The following is an 18,596-nucleotide window of genomic DNA, read 5'->3' as shown; positions in this document are numbered from 1 at the left end:
CGGACGGGCCATCAACCCGTAATTCGGGTTGATCCTCATGCTTTGGCCCATATATCAGCGGTACACCTGATATCAGCGGTACACCTGAGGCATAGCACATAAAGGAGACAAGGCCATGACCCCCACCCTGATGATCCTTGGCATCGGCGCCTATTTCTTGCTGGGCACGACCTTCCTCGCCATGGCTTCTGCAGCCGGCCGCGCAGACCGGGCAGAAGACCAGCAGCACGCGCGCGAGGCAGCGCGGCGGCGCCATGAGCGTCTGGCCCTGCTGTCGAGGGCCGGCCGCTCGTACCACAGCCCGCTCGTGCACGGCTGATCCCGCCGGACGTGACCCTGCAGCCTGACCGGCTGCAGGTGGCGCGTTCAAGGCGCGCGAGTATCGAGCACCTCACGCGCCCTGCGCAGGCCCGAATCGAGGCTTATCAGCCCGCGTCCGCCTGCGACATCTCCAGATCGGTTCGCACGCGCACCGCTTCGGCGTGCAGCGCTTCGCTGAGCTGGTCGACCGTCAGCGCCCAGGGCGCATCGGCCTTCCATTGCTCAGCCAAAAACTGGCGCTGCGAGTCGTTCCAGAACGGCGCCTCGACCAATCCCACGTCCGTCGGCAGCTGATGCGACTGGATGAAGGCGTCGATGGCTTCCGCCTTCTCGTCCAGGCCCAGTTGCAGGAACAGGTTCGTCATCGTGGGGTCCGAGGTCATCATGGTGGCTCCTTGCGTGCAAATTGGAAGAATGCGCCAACTTAGCGGCAAACAAAACCGGCCTGCGTAAGACAAGGCAGCAAACGCCGGCGGCTCGCCCACCCGCGTCGTCACGCCCCTCCCCTCGGAATGCGCTCCACGCGTTGTTGCCGCCACGCATCACGATGAGCACCTGCAGGCTGCGCGTGCTAGGCTGCACGATCGTTTCAGCATCGAGAGGGCCCCATGCCAACCGCAACCCATAGCGCAGATCGCCAGAGCGAATTGCGAGCCGCCCTGCCTCATATCCAGAATCTGCTGAAGACCAATCAGGCCGGCCAGATCGGCGACGACGTGATCGACGAGCTGGTGAAATGCTTCTGGATGGAATGGGACGGCGGAGCGCTCAAGCTGACCGCCACGGGCTTGAACATCTGCCGGCAGTTCACGATGGAAGCGCAGCAACGGGCTGTGTGAGCACGCGGTACACGGCGCCTGAAGGGTGGCATCCAGCCCGCCCTGCCGCACTGAACCCCGAAGGAAAAAAGGCCTGCCGCTCCCCAAGGAACGGCAGGCCTTTTCGCATCAGGCGCCGCTATGCAGGCGCCTGACCTTCACCACTCCGGCGGCAGCAATGCGCGCCGGAACTGCGGTAGATCGATCACTTGGGCAGCAGCACCTTGTCCACCACGTGGATCACGCCGTTCGATTGATAGACGTCCGCGGTGGTGACCGTGGCCGTGCCGCCCTTTTCGTCCGTCAGCATGACCTTGCCGCCGCTGGACTTGGCCGTGAGGGTGCCACCTTCCACGGTCTTGATCTTGGCGGAGCCGTTGCCGTCGGCGATCATCTTGGAGATGGCTGCGGCATCCCACTTGCCGGGCACCACGTGATAGGTCAGCACCTTGGTCAGCGTGGCCTTGTTCTCAGGCTTCAGCAACGTGTCCACCGTGCCGGCCGGCAGTGCGGCGAAGGCTTCGTTGGTAGGAGCAAAGACGGTGAACGGGCCCGGGCCCTTCAGCGTATCGACCAGGCCCGCAGCCTTCACGGCAGCCACCAGCGTGGTGTGGTCCTTCGAATTCACGGCGTTGTCGATGATGTCCTTGGTGGGATACATCGGCGCGCCACCCACGGTCACCTGAGCGATGGAGGGCATGGCCACGGCGGAAAGAGCCAGGGTCAGGCCGGCTGCGGCCATGCGAGCGGTCGTGCGAAAGGTCATGTGAGTTCTCCTGAGTGTGTTGACTGAAAGTCGCTGCCCGAAGAACCGGGCAGCTGTGGGCTCTTACGCGGCCCATCGGGCAATGGATTGCAAAGATTCAGGCAACACCGCAAAAAGAGGAACGTCGGGCATTTCGCCTACATCGCGGGCGGGCCCCGGCTCACACGGCGGGGTGGCCCGCAAATCTGGATAGAATCGCGCCACCAAACCTGCGGCCCAGCAGGTTTCGCAGACTCAGCCGGCACTCGGCCCGGCCGCTGATGCGGGTGTAGTTCAATGGTAGAACGGCAGCTTCCCAAGCTTCATACGAGGGTTCGATTCCCTTCACCCGCTCCATCTCTCGTTCTCGTGCCAGCGGCCACCGCACGGCAACTCCCCAATCCCCGCACACTCACTTCGGCCCAGCAGCTTCCAGCGCCTGCAAGGGCAGCAGTTCGCGCCGGCTTTCGAAGCGGCGCAGCTCGCCCGTGACCGGGTCGGTGAATTCCAGTGAGCGCGCCAGCAACTGCAGCGGCCGCGAATAGTCGCCAGCCGGCGGATCGTTCACCACCGGGTAGAAAGCGTCACCCCAGAGCGGCAAGCCCAGCGCGGCCATGTGCACGCGCAGCTGGTGCCGCTTGCCGGTGACGGGCGAGAGGCGATAGCGCGCCCAGCCGCCGCTGCGCTCGATCACCTCCATGTGCGTGCAGGTGTTGGCCTCGCCTGGCACTTCGTGCATGCGAAAGAACTGCGGGCTTTCCTCGACCCGGCTGACATGGCTGCGCGGAAAGGCGACGTCTTCGCGCCAGGGCGCGATGGCTTCGTAGGTCTTGCCGACCATGCGATCGCGGAACAGCGCCTGGTAGGCCCCGCGCGTGGCGCGCTGCACCGACAACAGCACCAGGCCTGCGGTCGCCCGGTCGATGCGGTGGACCGGCGACAGCTCGGGCAGGCCCAGCTGGCGTTTGAGCCGCACCAGCAGCGTGTGCTGCAGATACGGGCCGGTGGGCACCACCGGCAGGAAATGCGGCTTGTCCGCCACGACCAGATGCTCGTCCTGGAACAGCACGGCCTCCTGGAAAGGAATCGCGGCCTCTTCGGCCAGCTCGCGGTAGTAGTAGAGCCGCAAGCCAGGCACGAAGGCGCGATCCGGCGTGGCGGGCTGGGCATGCTCATCCACGACCTCTCCGGCCTGCATGCGAGCCTGCCATTCGGCCCGCGTGACGGCCGGCAGGCGCTGCGCCAGGAAGTCGAGCAGCGTGCCCGAGCCCTGCGACGGCAGCGCCACGCAGCTCGGGCTCACGCCGTCGCGCATGGGCAAAACCTTGGGATCCTGACGGTTGTACATGCGCGGCGATTGTAGGCGGCCTTCCAGTTCCGCCACTATGAAAGCCATAGCACGCAACGGCCCAGACACGGGCGCTGCAGGCGCATGGCGCCGCCCCAAGCGACGCTGCACGAAACCTGTAGGACAAACGCGGCAAACGGGGCCCAATACCGCCATCGCATCAGGCGCCGCAATAGCATCCAGCCAACGGGCCCTTGCATAGGGGCTGCAGGCCTTGCCGCCCCCGTTGCGCCCCGGCCCCCGAAAGGCTCGCAACGGCCCCACCCCATTGATGATTCCATGCCCACCTCAGCCCCCACGCCCTCTCAAGACAACGCCGCTCCAGCCCCTCCGCCCACGCACACGCCGGGGCGCCTGATGCGCTGGACGCTCGGCGTGCTGGGCCTGGTGGCAGCCTTGGCCGTCGCCGCAGTGATCGTGCTCACGCACTGGGACTGGAACCGGCATCGCCCGTGGATCAACGCCAAGGCCAGCGAGGCCACGGGCCGCCACTTCGCCATCAACGGCGATCTGTCGGTCAAGTGGCACTGGCCGCAGCCCCTGGAGGCCGGATGGCGCCGCTGGATCCCGGGCGTGACCATCCAGGCCCAGCAATTGACGCTGGACAACCCGCCCGGCTTCACGGTGGCCGAAGAACCCGCGCGCGGCGACAAGGAATTGCCGGCCCTGCCCCGCAAGCCGCCGGCAGCGGCCGCTCCCCAACAGGCCATGGCGCGCACCGCAGCGGCCTCGCAGCCCGCCACGGCGGCCAGCGGCCCGGCCTCCAGCGCCTCGGCAGACGCCCAAGCGCAGGCCCGTTCCGCCGATGCCGCACGCGCCCTGTCGCTCGAAACAGCCCATGCCGACACGGCCGCGCCACCGGCCCGCGGCGCCCAGACCATGGGCACGCTGGCCAGCGTGAGCGCCACGCTGCGCCTGTGGCCGCTGCTCGCGCGCAAGGTGGTGCTCGATACGGTGGTGCTGACCGCCCCCGATGTGGTGCTGGCACGCAAGGCGGATGGCACCAACAACTGGACCTTCCAGGCTCAGCACAATGACGCCGCGTCGGAATCAGGCAGCGACAACCCCTGGGATCTGAACGTGGGCCAGCTCATCGTTCGCCAGGGCTGGCTGGGCTATGCAGATGGCAAGAAGGACCTGGCGCTGCGCGCGCGGATCGACACCATCGACCCCGCCGCCGAAAACGCCGGCAAGGCACAGGCCGCGAGCCCCTACGGCGTGCGCCTGGCGCTGCAGGGCCGCTACGCCAAGGCGCGCATCGAGGCCCAGGGCGAGGCCGGGCCGATGCTGTCGCTGCGCAAGCAGGTGGTGAACTACCCGATCCGGTTCCGCGCGCGCGCCGGCAGCGTGCAGGCCGAGGCCGAAGGCATTCTGGCGAACCCGGCCGATCTGTCGGGCCTGGACTTCCAGGTGATGCTCAAGGGCGCCAGCATGGCCGACCTGTACGACCTGACCGGCATCGTGCTGCCCAATACGCCGCCCTTCCAGACCCGGGGCCATCTGGTGGGCAGCCTGGCGCCCAAGAGCGCCACCTGGCAATACCAGGACTTCAAGGGCACGGTGGGCGAAAGCGACCTGCAGGGCAGCCTGACCTACACCTCCGCCGAACCCCGCCCCCAGCTCAAGGGCACGATGACGTCGCGCCAGCTGCGGCTGGCCGACCTGGGCCCCGTGGTGGGCGCGCCGAGCGGTGAAGGCCGGCCAGAGCAGGGAACTTCCAAGCGCCCCGGCAAGGTCTTGCCTGATTCCCCCTTCGCCACCGACCGCTGGAACGCAATGGACCTGGACCTGACCTTCACCGGCCAGCGCATCGTGCGGCCGGACAGCCTGCCCATCGAAGACCTGAGCGTGCACGCCAAGCTGCAGGACGCCCAGCTCACGCTCGCTCCGCTGCGCTTCGGCGTGGCACAGGGCAAGATCGATTCGCGCGTGGTGCTCGATGCCCGTGACGGCCCGCTGAAGACGCAGCTCAACGGCTCGGTCGAAGGCCTGCGCCTCTCGGCGCTGTTCCCGAAGGTGGAGCTGATGGAAAAGAGCTTCGGCCGGCTGGACGGTGGCGTGGCACTGTCGGCCACCGGCAATTCGGTGGCCCGCATGCTGGGCAGCAGCTCGGGCGAAGCGCGGCTCTACATCCGGGACGGCACCTTCAGCAAGCAGATGCTGGATCTGGCGGCGCTCAACGTGGGCAGCGTGGTGGTGGCCAAGCTCTTCGGGGAGAACGAGGAAGTCAAGCTGCGCTGCGCGGTCGCCGACTTCGCCGTGCGGGACGGCGTGGCGCAGGCGCGCTCGGTCAAGCTCAGCACCGACGAAGCGCTGGTGGAAGCCACCGGCACGGTGGATCTGCGCAACGAGCAGCTCGACCTGCGCATCAAGCCCGAATCGCTGAACTGGAAGTTCCTGTCGCTGCGCACGCCGCTCTACGTGCGCGGCACCTTCGATAAGCCCCGGGTGGGCCTGGAAGCCGGCCCGCTGTTGCTGCGTGCCGGCGCGGCGATCGCCGCTGCCGCCATCGCCCCCGTGGCGCTGGCGCTGGTGCCCATCACGGTGCCCGCCGCCGAAGACGATGAACGCTGCGCCGACATGCTGGCGCGTGCGGGCGATGCGGTGAAGGCCGGCAAGGCGGGCGCGGCTGCACGGCCCCCGGCCAAGGGCAAGGCCCCCTGAACGGCCACGGCAGGCCGGCGCACAAGGCGCAGCGGCCTGCCGCAGTGCATCAGGAGCCCGAAGCCTTGGTGCCGACGAAGACGAAGCCGCTGTTGCGGCTGGCGTTCAACCCTGCAACGTAGAGGCGGTTGCTCGCCGGGTCGAAGTAGGCGGCTCCGCTCTGGGTGGAGGTGCCCGCCAGGCATTCGCCGCCGTTGTAGCGGATGGACACGTCGAACGCGCCCACGCCATTGCGCGGAGACACCGTGCCGTTGAAGGAGCAGCCCAGGCTGCTGGTGCCGGAAATCGCGCCTGAGGCATTCACGGTCAGCGACACGGATTCCGGCCCTGCGGGGCTCACCGACGTGCCGGTGAAGCGGCCGGTGACGGCCGAGAGCGTGGCCGGCGTGTCGTAGGTCGCGCTGTAGTTCGCATTGAGCGTCACGCTGCCTGCCGCGCTCGCATAGTTGAGCTGGCTGTTGAAGGAGCTTCGGGGCTGGTAGGTGCCCACGATCGACGAGATGGAGAGCACGCCGTCGCCCTCCAGGTTGTAATCGCGGCCATCGGACGAAGCGAAGCTGCTGCCGTTCACGGTGTAAGTACCTTGCACCACACCGCCGATCACCGACGGCTTGCCGACGGCGGAATAGATCGCCCAGTAGGTCCCGTTGTCGAGCACCAGGAGATTCACGGCGCGATTGGCGCTGGAAGAGCCCAGCCAGAGGCCGTCGGCCTTCTGCGCGGAAGGGCTGGCGCCACTGCCGCCGTTCCCACCTGCAGCGCCGCTGCCGTCACTGCTGCTGGAGCCACCACCTCCACCGCCGCAAGCCGCCAGTGTCGCAGCCGCCACGACCAGAAGTCCTTTGATCCATTTCTGCATGTCACCCTCTCTTTGCGAGTTGAAGATGACGCGCAGGTTATCGGCGAAGCGGCAATGCTTTTACCAAAGCTGTAAGAACGTGTTCACGTTCTAACTTCAGGTTGGATCTGGAATCGTAATGTGAACGATGAGGCCGCTGAACAGCAGCTTTTACTCAACTGCCAGGCTGCTCTAATGAGCGCGGCAGATAACTCATGCCACCACAGCCCTTCAAGCGAGCGAGGCAGAGATACTGCAATGAGTTACTAAGCACCCCACTTTGCCTCCAGCGGTGGCCTGACGCTGCGCCACACACACACACACATGCGCTCGGCTCCCGTCCCCGAGCTAGCAATCCCAGTGCCCTGAAACTCCCGGTCACCGCTAGTGGAAATCCCGGCTGCCGTCCAGCGCCCGGGCCATGCGGCCCAGCAGCGGCGTCAGGTCACGGAAGCGCTGCGCCACCAGGTGACGCACGGGCGTGCCGCCGCCTTCGGGGACAGTGCTCTGCCACTGGCCCTGCACGGCCAGCAGGCGCGAGCGCAGCAGCGGCGCCCGCCAGCGCTCCACCAGCGCGGGCCAGACGATGACGTTCACCGTGCCGGTTTCATCCTCCAGCGTGACGAACATCGTGCCCTTGGCCGAGCCCGGCCGCTGGCGCACGGTGACGATGCCGCAGGCCCGCACCGTGCGCCCGTGCGGCACGGCCTGCAGCTGCAGCGCGCTCAACAGGCGCCAGCGGTCCAGGCGCGGGCGCAGCAGCGCCAGCGGGTGGCGGCGCAGCGTGAGGCCGGTGGCGGCGTAGTCGAACAGGATCTCTTCGCCCTCGGGCGCTTCGGGCAGCGCGAGCGATTCCTCCTCCACCGGCGCATCGCGCAGCAGCGGCGGCGCGCGCAGCTGGGCCGCCGCGTCCCAGACCTGCTGGCGGCGGTGGCCCGCGAGCGAGCGCAGCGCGTCGGCCGCAGCCAGGGCCTGCAGGTGTTGCCGGTCCAGCCGGGCGGCGAGCGCCATGTCCTGCACCGATGCGAAAGCGCCTTGTGCCGCATGGCGAGCCACCACCAGCCGGGCGGCAGCAGCGGTCTCCAGCCCGGCCACCAGCCGCAGGCCCAGGCGAACGGCCGGCTGCGGCAGGGCCACGCCGGGCAGCGGCTCCATCGGTTCTTCCAGCGTGCTGTCCCAGTCGCTGTGCGATGCGTCGATGGGCAGCACGCGCACGCCGTGGCGGCGGGCGTCCTGCACCAGTTGCGAAGGGCTGTAGAAGCCCATGGGCTGCGAATTGAGCAGCGCGCAGAGAAAGGCCGCCGGCTCGTGCCGCTTGAGCCAGCTGCTGGCATAGGCCAGCAGCGCGAAGCTGTAGGCATGGCTTTCGGGAAAGCCGTATTCGCCGAAGCCCAGGATCTGCTGGAAGAGGCGGTCGGCGAACTCCTGCGGATAGCCGCGCGCCAGCATGCCCTGCTTCAGCTGATCCTCGAAGCGGTGCACGCCGCCCTTGCGCCGCCACGCGGCCATGGAGCGGCGCAGGTCGTCTGCCTCGCCCGGGGTGAAGCCGCCCGCCAGCATGGCGATCTGCATCACCTGCTCCTGGAAGATCGGCACGCCCAGCGTGCGGCCCAGGGCATCGGCCAGCGCCGGGAACTCGATGGGCAGCGGCTCGGTGTGGCCCGCCGCCCGCCACTGGCGTTCACGCTCGCGCGCATGCAGGTAGGGATGGACCATGCCGCCCTGCACCGGCCCGGGCCGCACGATGGCGACTTCCACCACCAGGTCGTAGAGCTTGCGGGGCTTCAGGCGCGGCAGCATGCTCATCTGCGCCCGGCTCTCGATCTGGAACACGCCCACGGTATCGGCGCGGCAGATCATGTCGTAGGTGGCGGGGTCTTCCCGCGGGATGTCGGCCAGGCCCCAGCGCTCGCCGCGCAGCGTGGCGCGCAGATCCAGCGCCCGGCGCAGCGCGCTGAGCATCCCCAAGGCCAGCACGTCCACCTTCAGGAGGCCCATGGCGTCCAGATCGTCCTTGTCCCACTGGATGATGGAGCGCCCCGCCATGCTGGCCGGCTCCACCGGCACCAGCCGCGTGAGCGGCCCCTGCGTGAGCACGAAGCCGCCCACATGCTGGCTCAGGTGGCGCGGAAAGCCGTGCAGTTCGCGCGCCAGCGCCAGCCAGTAGGCGGCGGTGTGCGCGGGCAGCGGTGTGCCGCAGGCGGCGGCCAGCTCCTGCAAGCGGTCTTCGGCCACGTCGTCGTCGAACCAGTGGTGGTCCTTGGCGAAGGCGTCGATCAGCGCGGGGGCCACGCCCAGCGCCCGGCCCATGTCGCGCAGCGCGCTGCGCGTGCGGTAGCTGATGACCACCGCGGCGATCGCGGCGCGGTCGCGGCCGTATTTGCCGTAGATGTACTGGATGACTTCCTCGCGCCGGTCGTGCTCGAAGTCCACGTCGATGTCGGGCGGCTCGCTGCGCTCCTTGCTGATGAAGCGCTCGAAGAGCAGGTGCGAGTGCGAAGGGTCCACGGCCGTGATGCCGAGGTAGTAGCACACGGCCGAATTGGCCGCCGATCCGCGCCCCTGGCAGAGGATGCCCTGGCTGCGCGCGAAGCGCACGATGTCGTGCACCGTGAGGAAGTACATCTCGTAGCCGCGGTCGGCGATGAGGTCCAGCTCCTTGTGGATCTGCGCCTCGATGCGCGGCGGAATGCCTTCGGGGTGGCGCCCGCGCACGCCCTCCCAGGTCAGCCAGGCCAGGGTCTGCTGGGCCGTCATGCCGGGCAGCACTGTCTCCAGCGGATAGCGGTAGCGGATCTGGCGCAGGTCGAACGTGCAGCGCGACGCCACCTTGAGCGTGGCGGCCGTGAGGTCGGGCGGGTAGATGCTGGCCAGGCGCACGCGCGGGCGCAGGTAGCGTTCGGCATTGGCCTGCAGCGCCCAGCCGCATTCGGCCACCGGCCGGCCCAGGCGCACGGCGGTGATCGCATCCTGCAACGGCTTGCGGCTGCGGCTGTGCATGTGGACGTTGCCCGCGGCCACCAGCGGCAGTGCCAGGGCAGCGCCCACATCGCGCAGGCTCTGCAGCCAAAGGCCGTCGTCCAGCGAGAGATGCAGCTCCACCGCCAGCCAGGTGCTGCCCGCGCCGTGCGGCGGCAGGCATTCGAGCGCGGCGGCCAGAGCGGTGCGGAGGACCGCCTCGTCGCCCGCATCGGGAAAGTGGCTGCGATCGGGCGCCAGCAGCAGCTCGCAGCCCTGCAGGAGCGCGAAGGGCGAATCCGCATCGACGCGGTAATCGCCCTTCGTGGCGGCCCGGCGCGCCGCGGTGATGAATTCGCACAGGCCGCCCCAGCCTTCCACGTCGCGCGCCAGTGCCACCAGGCGCAGCGGCCCCCAGGCGAACTCGGCCCCCACGATCAGCGGCAGGCCCACGCGCAGCGCCGCCGTGTGGGCGCGCACCACGCCGGCCACCGAGCACTCGTCGGTCAGTGCCAGCGCCGCATAGCCGCGCTCGGCGGCGCGCTCCACCAGCTCGGCGGGATGCGACGCGCCGCGCTGGAAGCTGAAGTTGGAGAGGCAGTGGAGTTCCGCGTAGTCGGGCAGTGCAGGCACCGCCGCATTGTGGCGCGCCCCTCGCGGCGCTGCAGCGGGCGGGCCAGCCGCCCCGGCTTCATTCAGCCCAGCACGCGCTGCGGCACCGGCGCGTAGCCGTGGTTGAGCGGGCCGTGGCCCCGGCCGGTGTGCACGTCGGCCCCGGCCGCGATGGCGCCCAGGATGTAGCTGCGCGCCGCCTGCACGGCCTGCGCCAGCGGCAGGCCCAGCGCCAGGTGCGAGGCGATGGCCGACGACAGGGTGCAGCCCGTGCCGTGGCCGTTGTGCGTGGCGATGCGGGCGGACTGCAGCCGCTCGCGCTGGCCGCCCGTGCAGGCCAGCACATCGACCACCCAGTCGCCCGGCAGGTGGCCGCCCTTGAGCAGCACGGCCTGCGCGCCCATGGCCAGCAGCGCGTCGGCGGCGGCATCCAGCGCCTCGATGCCTTCGACCGGCCGGCCCAGCAGCCAGCCGGCCTCGTCCAGGTTGGGGGTGATGACCTCGGCCAGCGGGAACAGCTCCTGAACCATGGCGCCCACGGTCTCGGTGGCGATCAGCCGGTGGCCGCTGGTGGCGACCATCACCGGGTCCAGCACCACATGCGGCAGGCCGTGGGCGCGGATGGCCTCGGCCACCACGTGCACCACCTCGGGCGAGTGCAGCATGCCGATCTTCACGGCATCGACGCCGATGTCCTCGACCACCGCATTGATCTGCGCCTTCAGCATCTCCGGCGGAATGCCGTGGATGCCGCGCACGCCCTGCGTGTTCTGCGCGGTGATGGCGGTGATGGCCGTCATGCCGTAGCAGCCGAGCGCGCTGAAGGTCTTCAGGTCGGCCTGGATGCCCGCGCCGCCGCCGCTGTCGGAGCCGGCGATGGACAGCACGCGCGCATAGCGCCGGCCTGCGGGCCGCGCTTCGTTGTTGTGGTGGTTCATGGGCAAAAATTATCCGGCATGCGGACGGTGCCATCAGCCATGGCGGCCCCATCGCGGTCCCATGGCAGACCCTGCGGCAGATCAACCGACAGGGTTATGTCGATGTGCTGTAATCCTCCCCACGGACGAAACAGGGGTGTCCCGCCACGGCAAAGCCCATGGCGAGCGACTGAGAAATACCCTCGGGCCTGCCGCCATGGCCGGCCCCGCTACCCGATCCAGGTCATGCTGGCGTGGGGAGTTTCAACATCGGAATCACCCCCGTTTTGTCTGCCCCTGCAACGGCCCGACCAGAACGATGACGATGTCCGCCCCCCTCATCCACAACGCATCCGCCTCCATCACCGTGCTGGGCGCCGGCCTCATGGGCCGCCTGCTGGCCGTGGCGCTGGCCCGCCAAGGGCACCGCGTGGCCCTGCACGACGCCGGCGGCCCGGGCGCCGAAGGCTCCGCCGCGCGCGTGGCCGCCGCCATGCTGGCGCCGCTGGCCGAATCCGCGGTGACCGAACCCGGCGTGGTCCGCATGGGCCAGCATGCGCTCGCGCGCTGGCCCGCGCTGCTGGCCGAGCTGGCCGCGCCCGTCTTCTTCCAGCAGAACGGCACGCTCATCCTCTGGCACCGGCAGGACGCGGCCGATGCCGCCCGCCTGCGCGCCACGCTGGAGCGCAACCAGGCCGCCCAGCCCGATCTGCCCGCCATGCAGCCGCTGGACAGCGTCGGCGTGGCCGCGCTGGAGCCCGCCGTGGCGAACCGCTTCGCCCAGGGCATGTACCTGCCCGGCGAAGGCCAGCTGGACAACCGCCAGCTGCTGGCCGCGCTCGAAAAGACGCTGCAGCAGCTGCAGGTGGCGCTGCACTGGCACAGCCCGCGCTCGCCGCAGGACTTCGCCCCCGGCACGCCGGGCCAGCCCGACTGGGTGATCGACTGCCGGGGCCTGGGCGCCCGCACGCACTGGCCGGCGCTGCGCGGCGTGCGCGGCGAGGTCGTGCGCCTGCATGCGCCCGAGGTCACGCTGCAGCGGCCCACGCGCATCGTGCACCCGCGCTACCCGATCTACATCGCGCCCAAGGAAGACCATCTCTTCGTGATCGGCGCCACCGAGATCGAATCGGACGACCTCTCCCCCGCCAGCGTGCGCTCCACGCTGGAGCTGCTGAGCGCGGCCTATGCGGTCCACAGCGGCTTCGCCGAGGCGCGCATCATCGAAGCCGCCACCCAGTGCCGCCCCACCCTGCCCGACAACCTGCCCGCCGTGCGCGTGACGGCGCCGGGCGTGCTGGAGGTGAACGGCCTCTACCGCCACGGCTTCATGATCGCCCCCGCGCTGCTCGACGTCGCGCTGCAGGTGCTGGACACCGGAGAATCGCCGCTGGCAGCGCGCTTCGATCTTTCGCTGCAGCTGCACGGCCAACCCGACTGCATCCCCGCCTGACTGAACACCGCCCCATGAACGTCTTCATCAACCAGCAGCCCGCAGAGCTGCCCGCGCCCGCCACCGTGGCCGACGCCGTGGCCCATGCCGGCGCCCGCCCGCCCTTCGCCGTGGCCGTGAACCTGCAATTCGTGCCCAACACCCGCTATGCCGCCCATGCGCTCCAGGACGGCGACCGGGTGGAGATCATCGCGCCCGTGACCGGGGGCTGAGCCCCTCCGCCCGCCACGCTCCTTCATCGCTTCACCGCCCACCCATGCCCTCCACCACCACTCCCGAGACCGCACCGGCCGATGCGCTGGTGCTCTACGGCCAGACCTTCCAGAGCCGCCTGCTGCTGGGCACCGCCCGCTACCCTTCGCCCGCCGTGCTGGAGGCCGCCGTGCGCCGCGCCAGGCCGGCCATGGTCACCGCGTCGCTGCGCCGCCAGGGCAGCAACGCCGCCGAAACCGGCGCCAGCTTCTGGGAACTGCTGCGCCAGCTGGACGTGCCCGTGCTGCCCAACACCGCCGGCTGCCACAGCGTGCAGGAGGCCGTCACCACCGCGCAGATGGCGCGCGAGGTGTTCGGCACGCCCTGGATCAAGCTCGAACTCATCGGCGACGACTACACCCTGCAGCCCGACACGCTGAACCTGGTGACCGCCGCCGAGCAGCTGATCCGCGACGGCTTCCAGGTGCTGCCCTACTGCACCGAAGACCTGGTGCTCTGCCAGCGCCTGGTGGACGTGGGCTGCCAGGCCGTCATGCCCTGGGCCGCGCCCATCGGCACCGGCCGGGGCCCCGTCAACCCCTATGCGCTGCAGCTGCTGCGCGAGCGGCTCGACGTGCCCATGCTGGTCGATGCCGGCCTGGGCCTGCCCTCGCATGCCTGCCAGGTCATGGAATGGGGCTATGACGGCGTGCTGCTGAACACCGCCGTGGCTCTGGCCTCCGACCCGGTCGCCATGGCCGGCGCCTTCGCCGACGCCGTGGCCGCCGGCCGCGCCGCCCGCACGGCCGGCGCCATGACGGCGCAGGACGCCGCCCAGCCCAGTACCCCCGTGCTCGGTACCCCCTTCTGGCACCACGACCATGGCTGAAGCACACATCACCGCCCCCGATACCGTGCAAGCCATGGCCGACGCCATCGTGCAGCAGCACGGCGCCGCCTACGAAGCCTTTCCGCCGCAGCCCGCGCCGGCGGCCGGCGAGAGCCGCGACTCTGTGCACCGCGCCGCGCTGCAGGCCTGCAGCCAGCTGGGCTTCATCGCGCACGACGCCGAGACGCTGGCCCGCGCCTGGGCCGCGCAGACGCGCCGGCTGGGCGGCTTCGACGCGGCGCGCTGGCCCGACGAGCCGGCCGACTTCGGCCTGCAGCCGCGTCCGCACGCCCAACCCTTCGCCGCCTGCCCGCAGGACCTGGGCCTCTACGCCGTGCTGCCCGATGCGCAATGGGTCGGCCGCATGGCCCGCGCGGGCGTGCCCACGGTGCAGCTGCGCTACAAGTCGGAAGACGCCGATGCCATCCGCCGCGAAGTGCAGGCCGCCGTGCAGGCCGTGCGCGGCACCTCGGCCCTGCTCTTCATCAACGACCACTGGCAGGAAGCCATCGCCGCCGGCGCCTACGGCGTCCACCTGGGCCAGGAAGACCTGGACGCGCTGCAGCCCGCGCAGCTGCAGGCCATCCGCGACGCCGGCCTGCGCCTGGGCGTCAGCACCCACGGCTATGCCGAGATGGTGCGCGCCGATGCGGCCAGCCCGAGCTATGTGGCCATGGGTGCGGTCTTTCCCACCACGCTCAAGAAGATGGCCACCGTGCCCCAGGGCGTGGCACGCCTCACGGCCTACGCGCGGCTGATGCGCGGCTACCCGCAGGTCGCCATCGGCGGCATCGGGCTGCCGCAGTTCGCCGAGGTGCTGGCCACCGGCGTGGGCTCCATCGCCGTGGTGCGCGCCCTGGTGAACGCGCCCCATCCTGAGGCGGCCGCCGCCGAGCTGATGCAGGCGCTGCGCGAGCGGGGGCAGGCCCAGCCGCCGGCACGTTGACCGCACAGGGATGGGGGGCAGCCCCAGCGGCCCACCAGCCCACACCGCCATGAAAAAGGGGCCCTGCGGGGCCCCTTTCGTTAGGTGATCGACGGCGAGCGTCAGTCGGTCTTGCGCGGCCCTTTCGGGTCCAGTTCGAGATGCAGGTCGAACGGATCGTCCAGCGGGCTGTTCGGAACCTTCGGATAGGCAGCGGGGGCCGGCGCCTTTGGGGCCACCGGCGCGGGCGTGAAGGCGGACAGGTCGAGATCCAGCCCCAGATCTTCCGCCTGCGGTACGGGAGCCGGCGTCTGGGCCGTGGCGTTGGCGGAAGGCCCGCGAGGCTCCAGCGACAGGCCCTCGGCCAGGGAGTCGAAGTGGATGTCCGGCAGCGTCTGCATACCGATGGCCGACAGAGAGAACGGATCCGATGCATCGCCTGGAGCACCTGCGGCCAAGGCAGCCTGAGGGGCGCCCAGCGGTGCGGCGAACGCAGCGGCCTCGGCGCCCGGAGCCGCAGCCTGCGGCGTGGTGCGGGTGCGCGGGGGCGGCAGGCCGCGCTGGCCGGCAGGCGTGGTCTGCGCGATGGCCAGCAGCAGCAGCAGGTCTTCGTAGGCAGCGAGGTCGAACGGCTCGGGGCAGGCCGCGTCGTCGCTGCGCACCACGCAGGTCTGGATCAGGCCGACGACCGTCTCGGTGGACCAGATGGCTTCGATCTGGGCGAGCGTTTCCGGGTACTCCATCAGCGTGCGGCCCTGGCGATGGAACGCGCTGAAGACCGGCACATGCGCATTGAAGAGCGCCTGGAAGCGCTCGCTCAACTGATTGAAGGCCTCTGCGCGGCTGAGCGTATGGAAGAGGCGCAGCAGTTCGAGATAGGCGGTGGGCGACGAATCGCCGTGCGTGGCGATGTAGGCCTCCAGCACGCCGATGGCCTGGTCGTGCTCGCCGACGGACACGAAGAATTCGGCCTGCTGCTGCACATCGAACAGCTCTTCTGGATGGACTTCGCCGAAGTGGTGGGCCGGGCGGGCCACCGGCGCCGGAGCGGCGGCCACCGCGGCTGCCGCCGCCGTTGCCACGGCAGCCGTGGCAACGGCCGCACGGGGGGCGGCCGGGGCCGGTGCGACGGGGGCCTCGTTCGGTGCCCAGCGGTCATCCGGATGCGGCTCGACCGAGAGCGACTCCGCTCCCTCGGAACCCGCGAGGATGGCGCCGCCACCGGCGTAGCCGCTGGCCTGCACGGAATGATCCCAGGCGCTGACGGCTGCGCGGCGCGCGCGGCTCCAGAGCCAGTAGGCGAGCGCCAGCGCCGCCAGCAGCAAGGCGATCAGGCTGTAGACAATGATTGCCGGAAAGCTGCTGGACTCCACCGTTTCCAGGCGCTGGCGCAGATCGGCGGCCGCGGCGCGCTCGGCATTGACCTGGGCCCGCTGCCCTGCCGCAGCGGCTTCGAGCTGGGTGATGCGGCCGGCGGCCTGCTGCACCTCTTCGGGCGGCGTGTTCAAGGCGCGCCACAGGGCGGCGGCTTCGGCGCGCTGCGCGTCGGTGGTGGTAGCCACCGGCGCGGGCAGTTCCTGCGCCGTGCGCAAGGTCAGCGGAGCGTCGAGCCAAGCACCGCCCAGCGAATCGAGCGGCTCCATGATCAGGCGCGGACGGGCAGACTCCGCAGCGGCGGACGCCCCACCCCGCGGAGATGCGGAGGCACGCCGCTCGGCCTGCGCAGCTGCGCGGGAGGCCCGCGGCGGTGCGGCCTCGCGGCGCCTGGCCGGCGCGGCGGAAGAAGACGCAGCCGTGCCGGCGCCGGCCCGGCCCGTACCCGATCCACCGGCCAGGGAACCCGAAGCGGCCGGCACGCCCGGCGAGAGACGTGCCAGGTCGAGCGGCAGGCTGCCGGCGGACGAGGCGGAAGCGGTGGCCGCCGATTCGGGCAGCTCGGCCAGGAAGGTGTATTGCCGCGTGATGGCGCCGGAGCAGCCGCCCGTCAGCGTCACCGTGAGCACGGGCTCATCGGCCGTGATGAACGCACGCACCCGCACCTGCGACGCGCCGGGGCTCTGCACGGGCGTGACCTGCACCTTGGAGTCGGAAACCGGCGTCGAGCCCGAGACCAGCTTGGCGCTGATGCAGGACGAGGCCACGTCGCTGCCCGGATCGGGAGTGACGTTGAAAGTCAGATCCACGGGGGTGCCCAGCACCACAGCACCCCGGCTGCTCCCCAGCGACAACGCTGCAGCGCTGGAAGCCGCCGCAGCCAGACTGACACCGACGATTGCGTTACTTATCTTCACAATAGTTTCTTTTTTTCTCTCGTCATTCTGGCACATGAGCCCCTCCCGGAATGGGTCGCGATAATGCGCCCCATGATCAAACCATTCAGTACAGTCGGTATCGTAGGCGCTGGAGCGATGGGGCAAGGCATCGCTCAAATCGCGGCCCAGGCCGGCATCCATGTTTCCTTGTTCGACACCCGCCCGCAGGCGGCAGGCCACGCCATCCAGGCCATTGCCCAGCAGTGGCAGCGCATGGCGGACAAGGGCCGCATCGAGCCCGCCCAGGCGGCGCAGTGGCGAGAGTTTCTGTCTGCCGCCGACACGCTGGATGCCTTCAAGAGCTGTGAACTGGTGGTGGAAGCCATCGTTGAACAACGAGACGCTAAACGCGATTTATTTCTTCAATTGGAAACCATTGTTGCAGCAGATGCGCTCTTGGCAAGCAATACCTCGTCGCTTTCCATCACGGCGCTGGCTGCGGGCTTGACAAGGCCCGAACGCTTTGCCGGTTTCCACTTCTTCAATCCGGTGCCTTTGATGAAGGTGGTGGAGGTGATCGGCGGCCTGAAGACGGCGCCGGAAACCTGCGAGCGCCTGTCTGCACTCGCCCGCCAGATGGGCCACGCGCCCGTGACCGCGCAGGACACGCCGGGCTTCATCGTCAACCACGCCGGCCGGGGCTTCGGCACCGAGGCGCTGCGCATCGTGGGCGAAGGCGTGGCCGATTTCGCCACGGTGGACCGCATCCTGCGCGACCAGGTCGGCTTCCGGCTCGGGCCGTTCGAGCTGATGGACCTGACCGCGCTCGACGTGTCGCACCCGGTGATGGAATCGATCTACCACCAGTATTACGAAGAGCCGCGCTTTCGCCCGAGTGTGATCACCGCGCAACGCCTGGCCGGCGGCATGCTGGGCCGCAAGACGGGCGAAGGCTTCTACCGCTACGTGGAGGGCGCCGCCCAGGTGCCGGCCGAGCAGCCCGTGCCGCAGGTGAACGAGATCCCGCCGGTGTGGGTCTCGCCCCGCGCCTCGCGCCGCGCCGAGCTCTACCAGCTGCTCAAGGATCTGGGCGCGCGCATCGAGACCGGCACATCGCCCTCGCCCACCGCCATCACCCTGGTCGCTCCGCTGGGCTTCGACGTGACCACCGTGGCCGTGGTCGAGCGCCTGGACCCGGCGCGCACCATCGGCATCGACATGCTGGTGGAAGACGCCGCCACCAAGCGCCGCGTGCTGGCCACCAACCCGGCCACGCGCCGCGACATCCGCGATGCCGCGCACGCCCTCTTCGCGCGCGACGGCAAGGCGGTGAGCGTGATCCGCGACAGCGGCGGCTTCGTCACCCAGCGCGTGGTGGCCACCATCATCAATATCGCCAGCGACATCTGCCAGCAGGGCATCTGCACGCCCAAGGACCTGGAAACCGCCGTCACGCTGGGCCTGGGCTATCCGCTCGGGCCGCTGGCCATGGGCGACCGCTGGGGCCCGACCAACATCCTGGAAGTGCTCTTCAACATGCAGACCGTCTATGGCGACACGCGCTACCGGCCCAGCCCCTGGCTGCGCCGCCGCGGCGCCATCGGCCTGAGCCTCACGCACGTCGAAGAAGACTGAACCCACCGCGCCCGAACGGCCCGGCCCCC

15 protein-coding genes and 1 tRNA gene are annotated in these 18,596 nt (G+C 69.8%); 9 read left to right on the top strand and 7 right to left on the bottom strand.

The features are described 5' to 3' along the window. Positions 1-115: 115 nt before the first annotated feature. Positions 116-319, top strand: a complete 204-nt coding sequence (locus tag BM070_RS09220) for a hypothetical protein (protein WP_139222789.1) — start codon at positions 116-118, stop codon at positions 317-319. Between the two features lie 106 nt (positions 320-425). On the opposite strand, the gene BM070_RS09215 is transcribed toward BM070_RS09220, so the two are convergent. Beyond that, on the bottom strand, positions 426-707 hold the full coding sequence (locus tag BM070_RS09215; RefSeq protein ID WP_092939301.1) for a DUF2789 domain-containing protein: 282 nt from the start codon (positions 705-707) through the stop codon (positions 426-428). Positions 708-929: 222 nt separating this feature from the next. On the opposite strand from BM070_RS09215, the gene BM070_RS09210 reads away from it, so the two are divergent. Beyond that, positions 930-1,160, top strand: coding sequence for a hypothetical protein (locus BM070_RS09210; RefSeq protein WP_092939300.1), 231 nt, complete (start codon positions 930-932; stop codon positions 1,158-1,160). A gap of 184 nt (positions 1,161-1,344) precedes the next feature. Here the strand turns inward: BM070_RS09210 and BM070_RS09205 are convergent, their stop codons facing one another. Then, positions 1,345-1,905, bottom strand: a complete 561-nt coding sequence (locus BM070_RS09205; protein ID WP_092939299.1) for a fasciclin domain-containing protein — start codon at positions 1,903-1,905, stop codon at positions 1,345-1,347. Between the two features lie 262 nt (positions 1,906-2,167). On the opposite strand from BM070_RS09205, the gene BM070_RS09200 reads away from it, so the two are divergent. Beyond that, a tRNA-Gly gene (locus tag BM070_RS09200) sits at positions 2,168-2,241 on the top strand. Between the two features lie 55 nt (positions 2,242-2,296). Here the strand turns inward: BM070_RS09200 and BM070_RS09195 are convergent. Then, positions 2,297-3,232, bottom strand: a complete 936-nt coding sequence (locus tag BM070_RS09195) for a pseudouridine synthase (protein ID WP_092939298.1) — start codon at positions 3,230-3,232, stop codon at positions 2,297-2,299. A gap of 279 nt (positions 3,233-3,511) precedes the next feature. Here BM070_RS09195 and BM070_RS09190 point away from each other — a divergent pair, with 279 nt between their 5' ends. Next, positions 3,512-5,896: an AsmA family protein gene (locus BM070_RS09190; RefSeq protein WP_092939297.1), complete on the top strand. Its 2,385-nt coding sequence runs from the start codon at positions 3,512-3,514 to the stop codon at positions 5,894-5,896. A 49-nt stretch (positions 5,897-5,945) separates the two neighbouring features. Here BM070_RS09190 and BM070_RS09185 read toward each other — a convergent pair whose 3' ends face one another. The 3 genes from BM070_RS09185 to thiD form a co-directional block, all read right to left on the bottom strand. Next, positions 5,946-6,755 carry a hypothetical protein gene (locus BM070_RS09185; RefSeq protein WP_139222788.1) on the bottom strand — a complete coding sequence of 270 codons (810 nt, stop codon included), beginning with the start codon at positions 6,753-6,755 and terminating at the stop codon, positions 5,946-5,948. A 363-nt stretch (positions 6,756-7,118) separates the two neighbouring features. After that, positions 7,119-10,325 (bottom strand): error-prone DNA polymerase, encoded by a 3,207-nt coding sequence (locus tag BM070_RS09180; protein ID WP_092939295.1) that lies wholly within the window; start codon positions 10,323-10,325, stop codon positions 7,119-7,121. Between the two features lie 62 nt (positions 10,326-10,387). Continuing rightward, a complete protein-coding gene (gene thiD / locus BM070_RS09175) occupies positions 10,388-11,242 on the bottom strand; it encodes a bifunctional hydroxymethylpyrimidine kinase/phosphomethylpyrimidine kinase (RefSeq protein WP_092939294.1) in 855 nt (284 codons plus the stop codon). Between the two features lie 304 nt (positions 11,243-11,546). Here thiD and BM070_RS09170 point away from each other — a divergent pair, with 304 nt between their 5' ends. The 4 genes from BM070_RS09170 to BM070_RS09155 are packed head-to-tail and all read left to right on the top strand — an operon-like array spanning position 11,547 to position 14,701. Next, positions 11,547-12,674 carry an FAD-dependent oxidoreductase gene (locus BM070_RS09170; RefSeq protein WP_092939541.1) on the top strand — a complete coding sequence of 376 codons (1,128 nt, stop codon included), beginning with the start codon at positions 11,547-11,549 and terminating at the stop codon, positions 12,672-12,674. Positions 12,675-12,688: 14 nt separating this feature from the next. Beyond that, on the top strand, positions 12,689-12,886 hold the full coding sequence (gene thiS, locus BM070_RS09165; RefSeq protein WP_092939293.1) for a sulfur carrier protein ThiS: 198 nt from the start codon (positions 12,689-12,691) through the stop codon (positions 12,884-12,886). 44 nt (positions 12,887-12,930) lie between these two features. Then, positions 12,931-13,755, top strand: a complete 825-nt coding sequence (locus BM070_RS09160; protein ID WP_092939292.1) for a thiazole synthase — start codon at positions 12,931-12,933, stop codon at positions 13,753-13,755. Continuing rightward, positions 13,748-14,701, top strand: a complete 954-nt coding sequence (locus BM070_RS09155; protein ID WP_092939291.1) for a thiamine phosphate synthase — start codon at positions 13,748-13,750, stop codon at positions 14,699-14,701. Before BM070_RS09160 ends, BM070_RS09155 begins: the two co-directional genes overlap by 8 nt. Before the next feature lie 101 nt (positions 14,702-14,802). Here BM070_RS09155 and BM070_RS09150 read toward each other — a convergent pair whose 3' ends face one another. Then, positions 14,803-16,863, bottom strand: a complete 2,061-nt coding sequence (locus BM070_RS09150) for a hypothetical protein (RefSeq protein ID WP_139222787.1) — start codon at positions 16,861-16,863, stop codon at positions 14,803-14,805. Positions 16,864-17,043: 180 nt separating this feature from the next. Here BM070_RS09150 and BM070_RS09145 point away from each other — a divergent pair, with 180 nt between their 5' ends. After that, the gene (locus tag BM070_RS09145) at positions 17,044-18,567 is read left to right on the top strand and encodes a 3-hydroxyacyl-CoA dehydrogenase (RefSeq protein WP_092939540.1); all 1,524 of its coding nucleotides are present in this window, start codon (positions 17,044-17,046) and stop codon (positions 18,565-18,567) included. The last annotated feature ends 29 nt before the right edge of the window (positions 18,568-18,596 follow it).

Source organism: Paracidovorax wautersii (assembly GCF_900113035.1).
GTDB lineage: Bacteria > Pseudomonadota > Gammaproteobacteria > Burkholderiales > Burkholderiaceae_C > Paracidovorax > Paracidovorax wautersii.
Note: the sequence above shows the minus strand (reverse complement) of the source record. Positions and strands in the feature narration are given on the sequence as shown.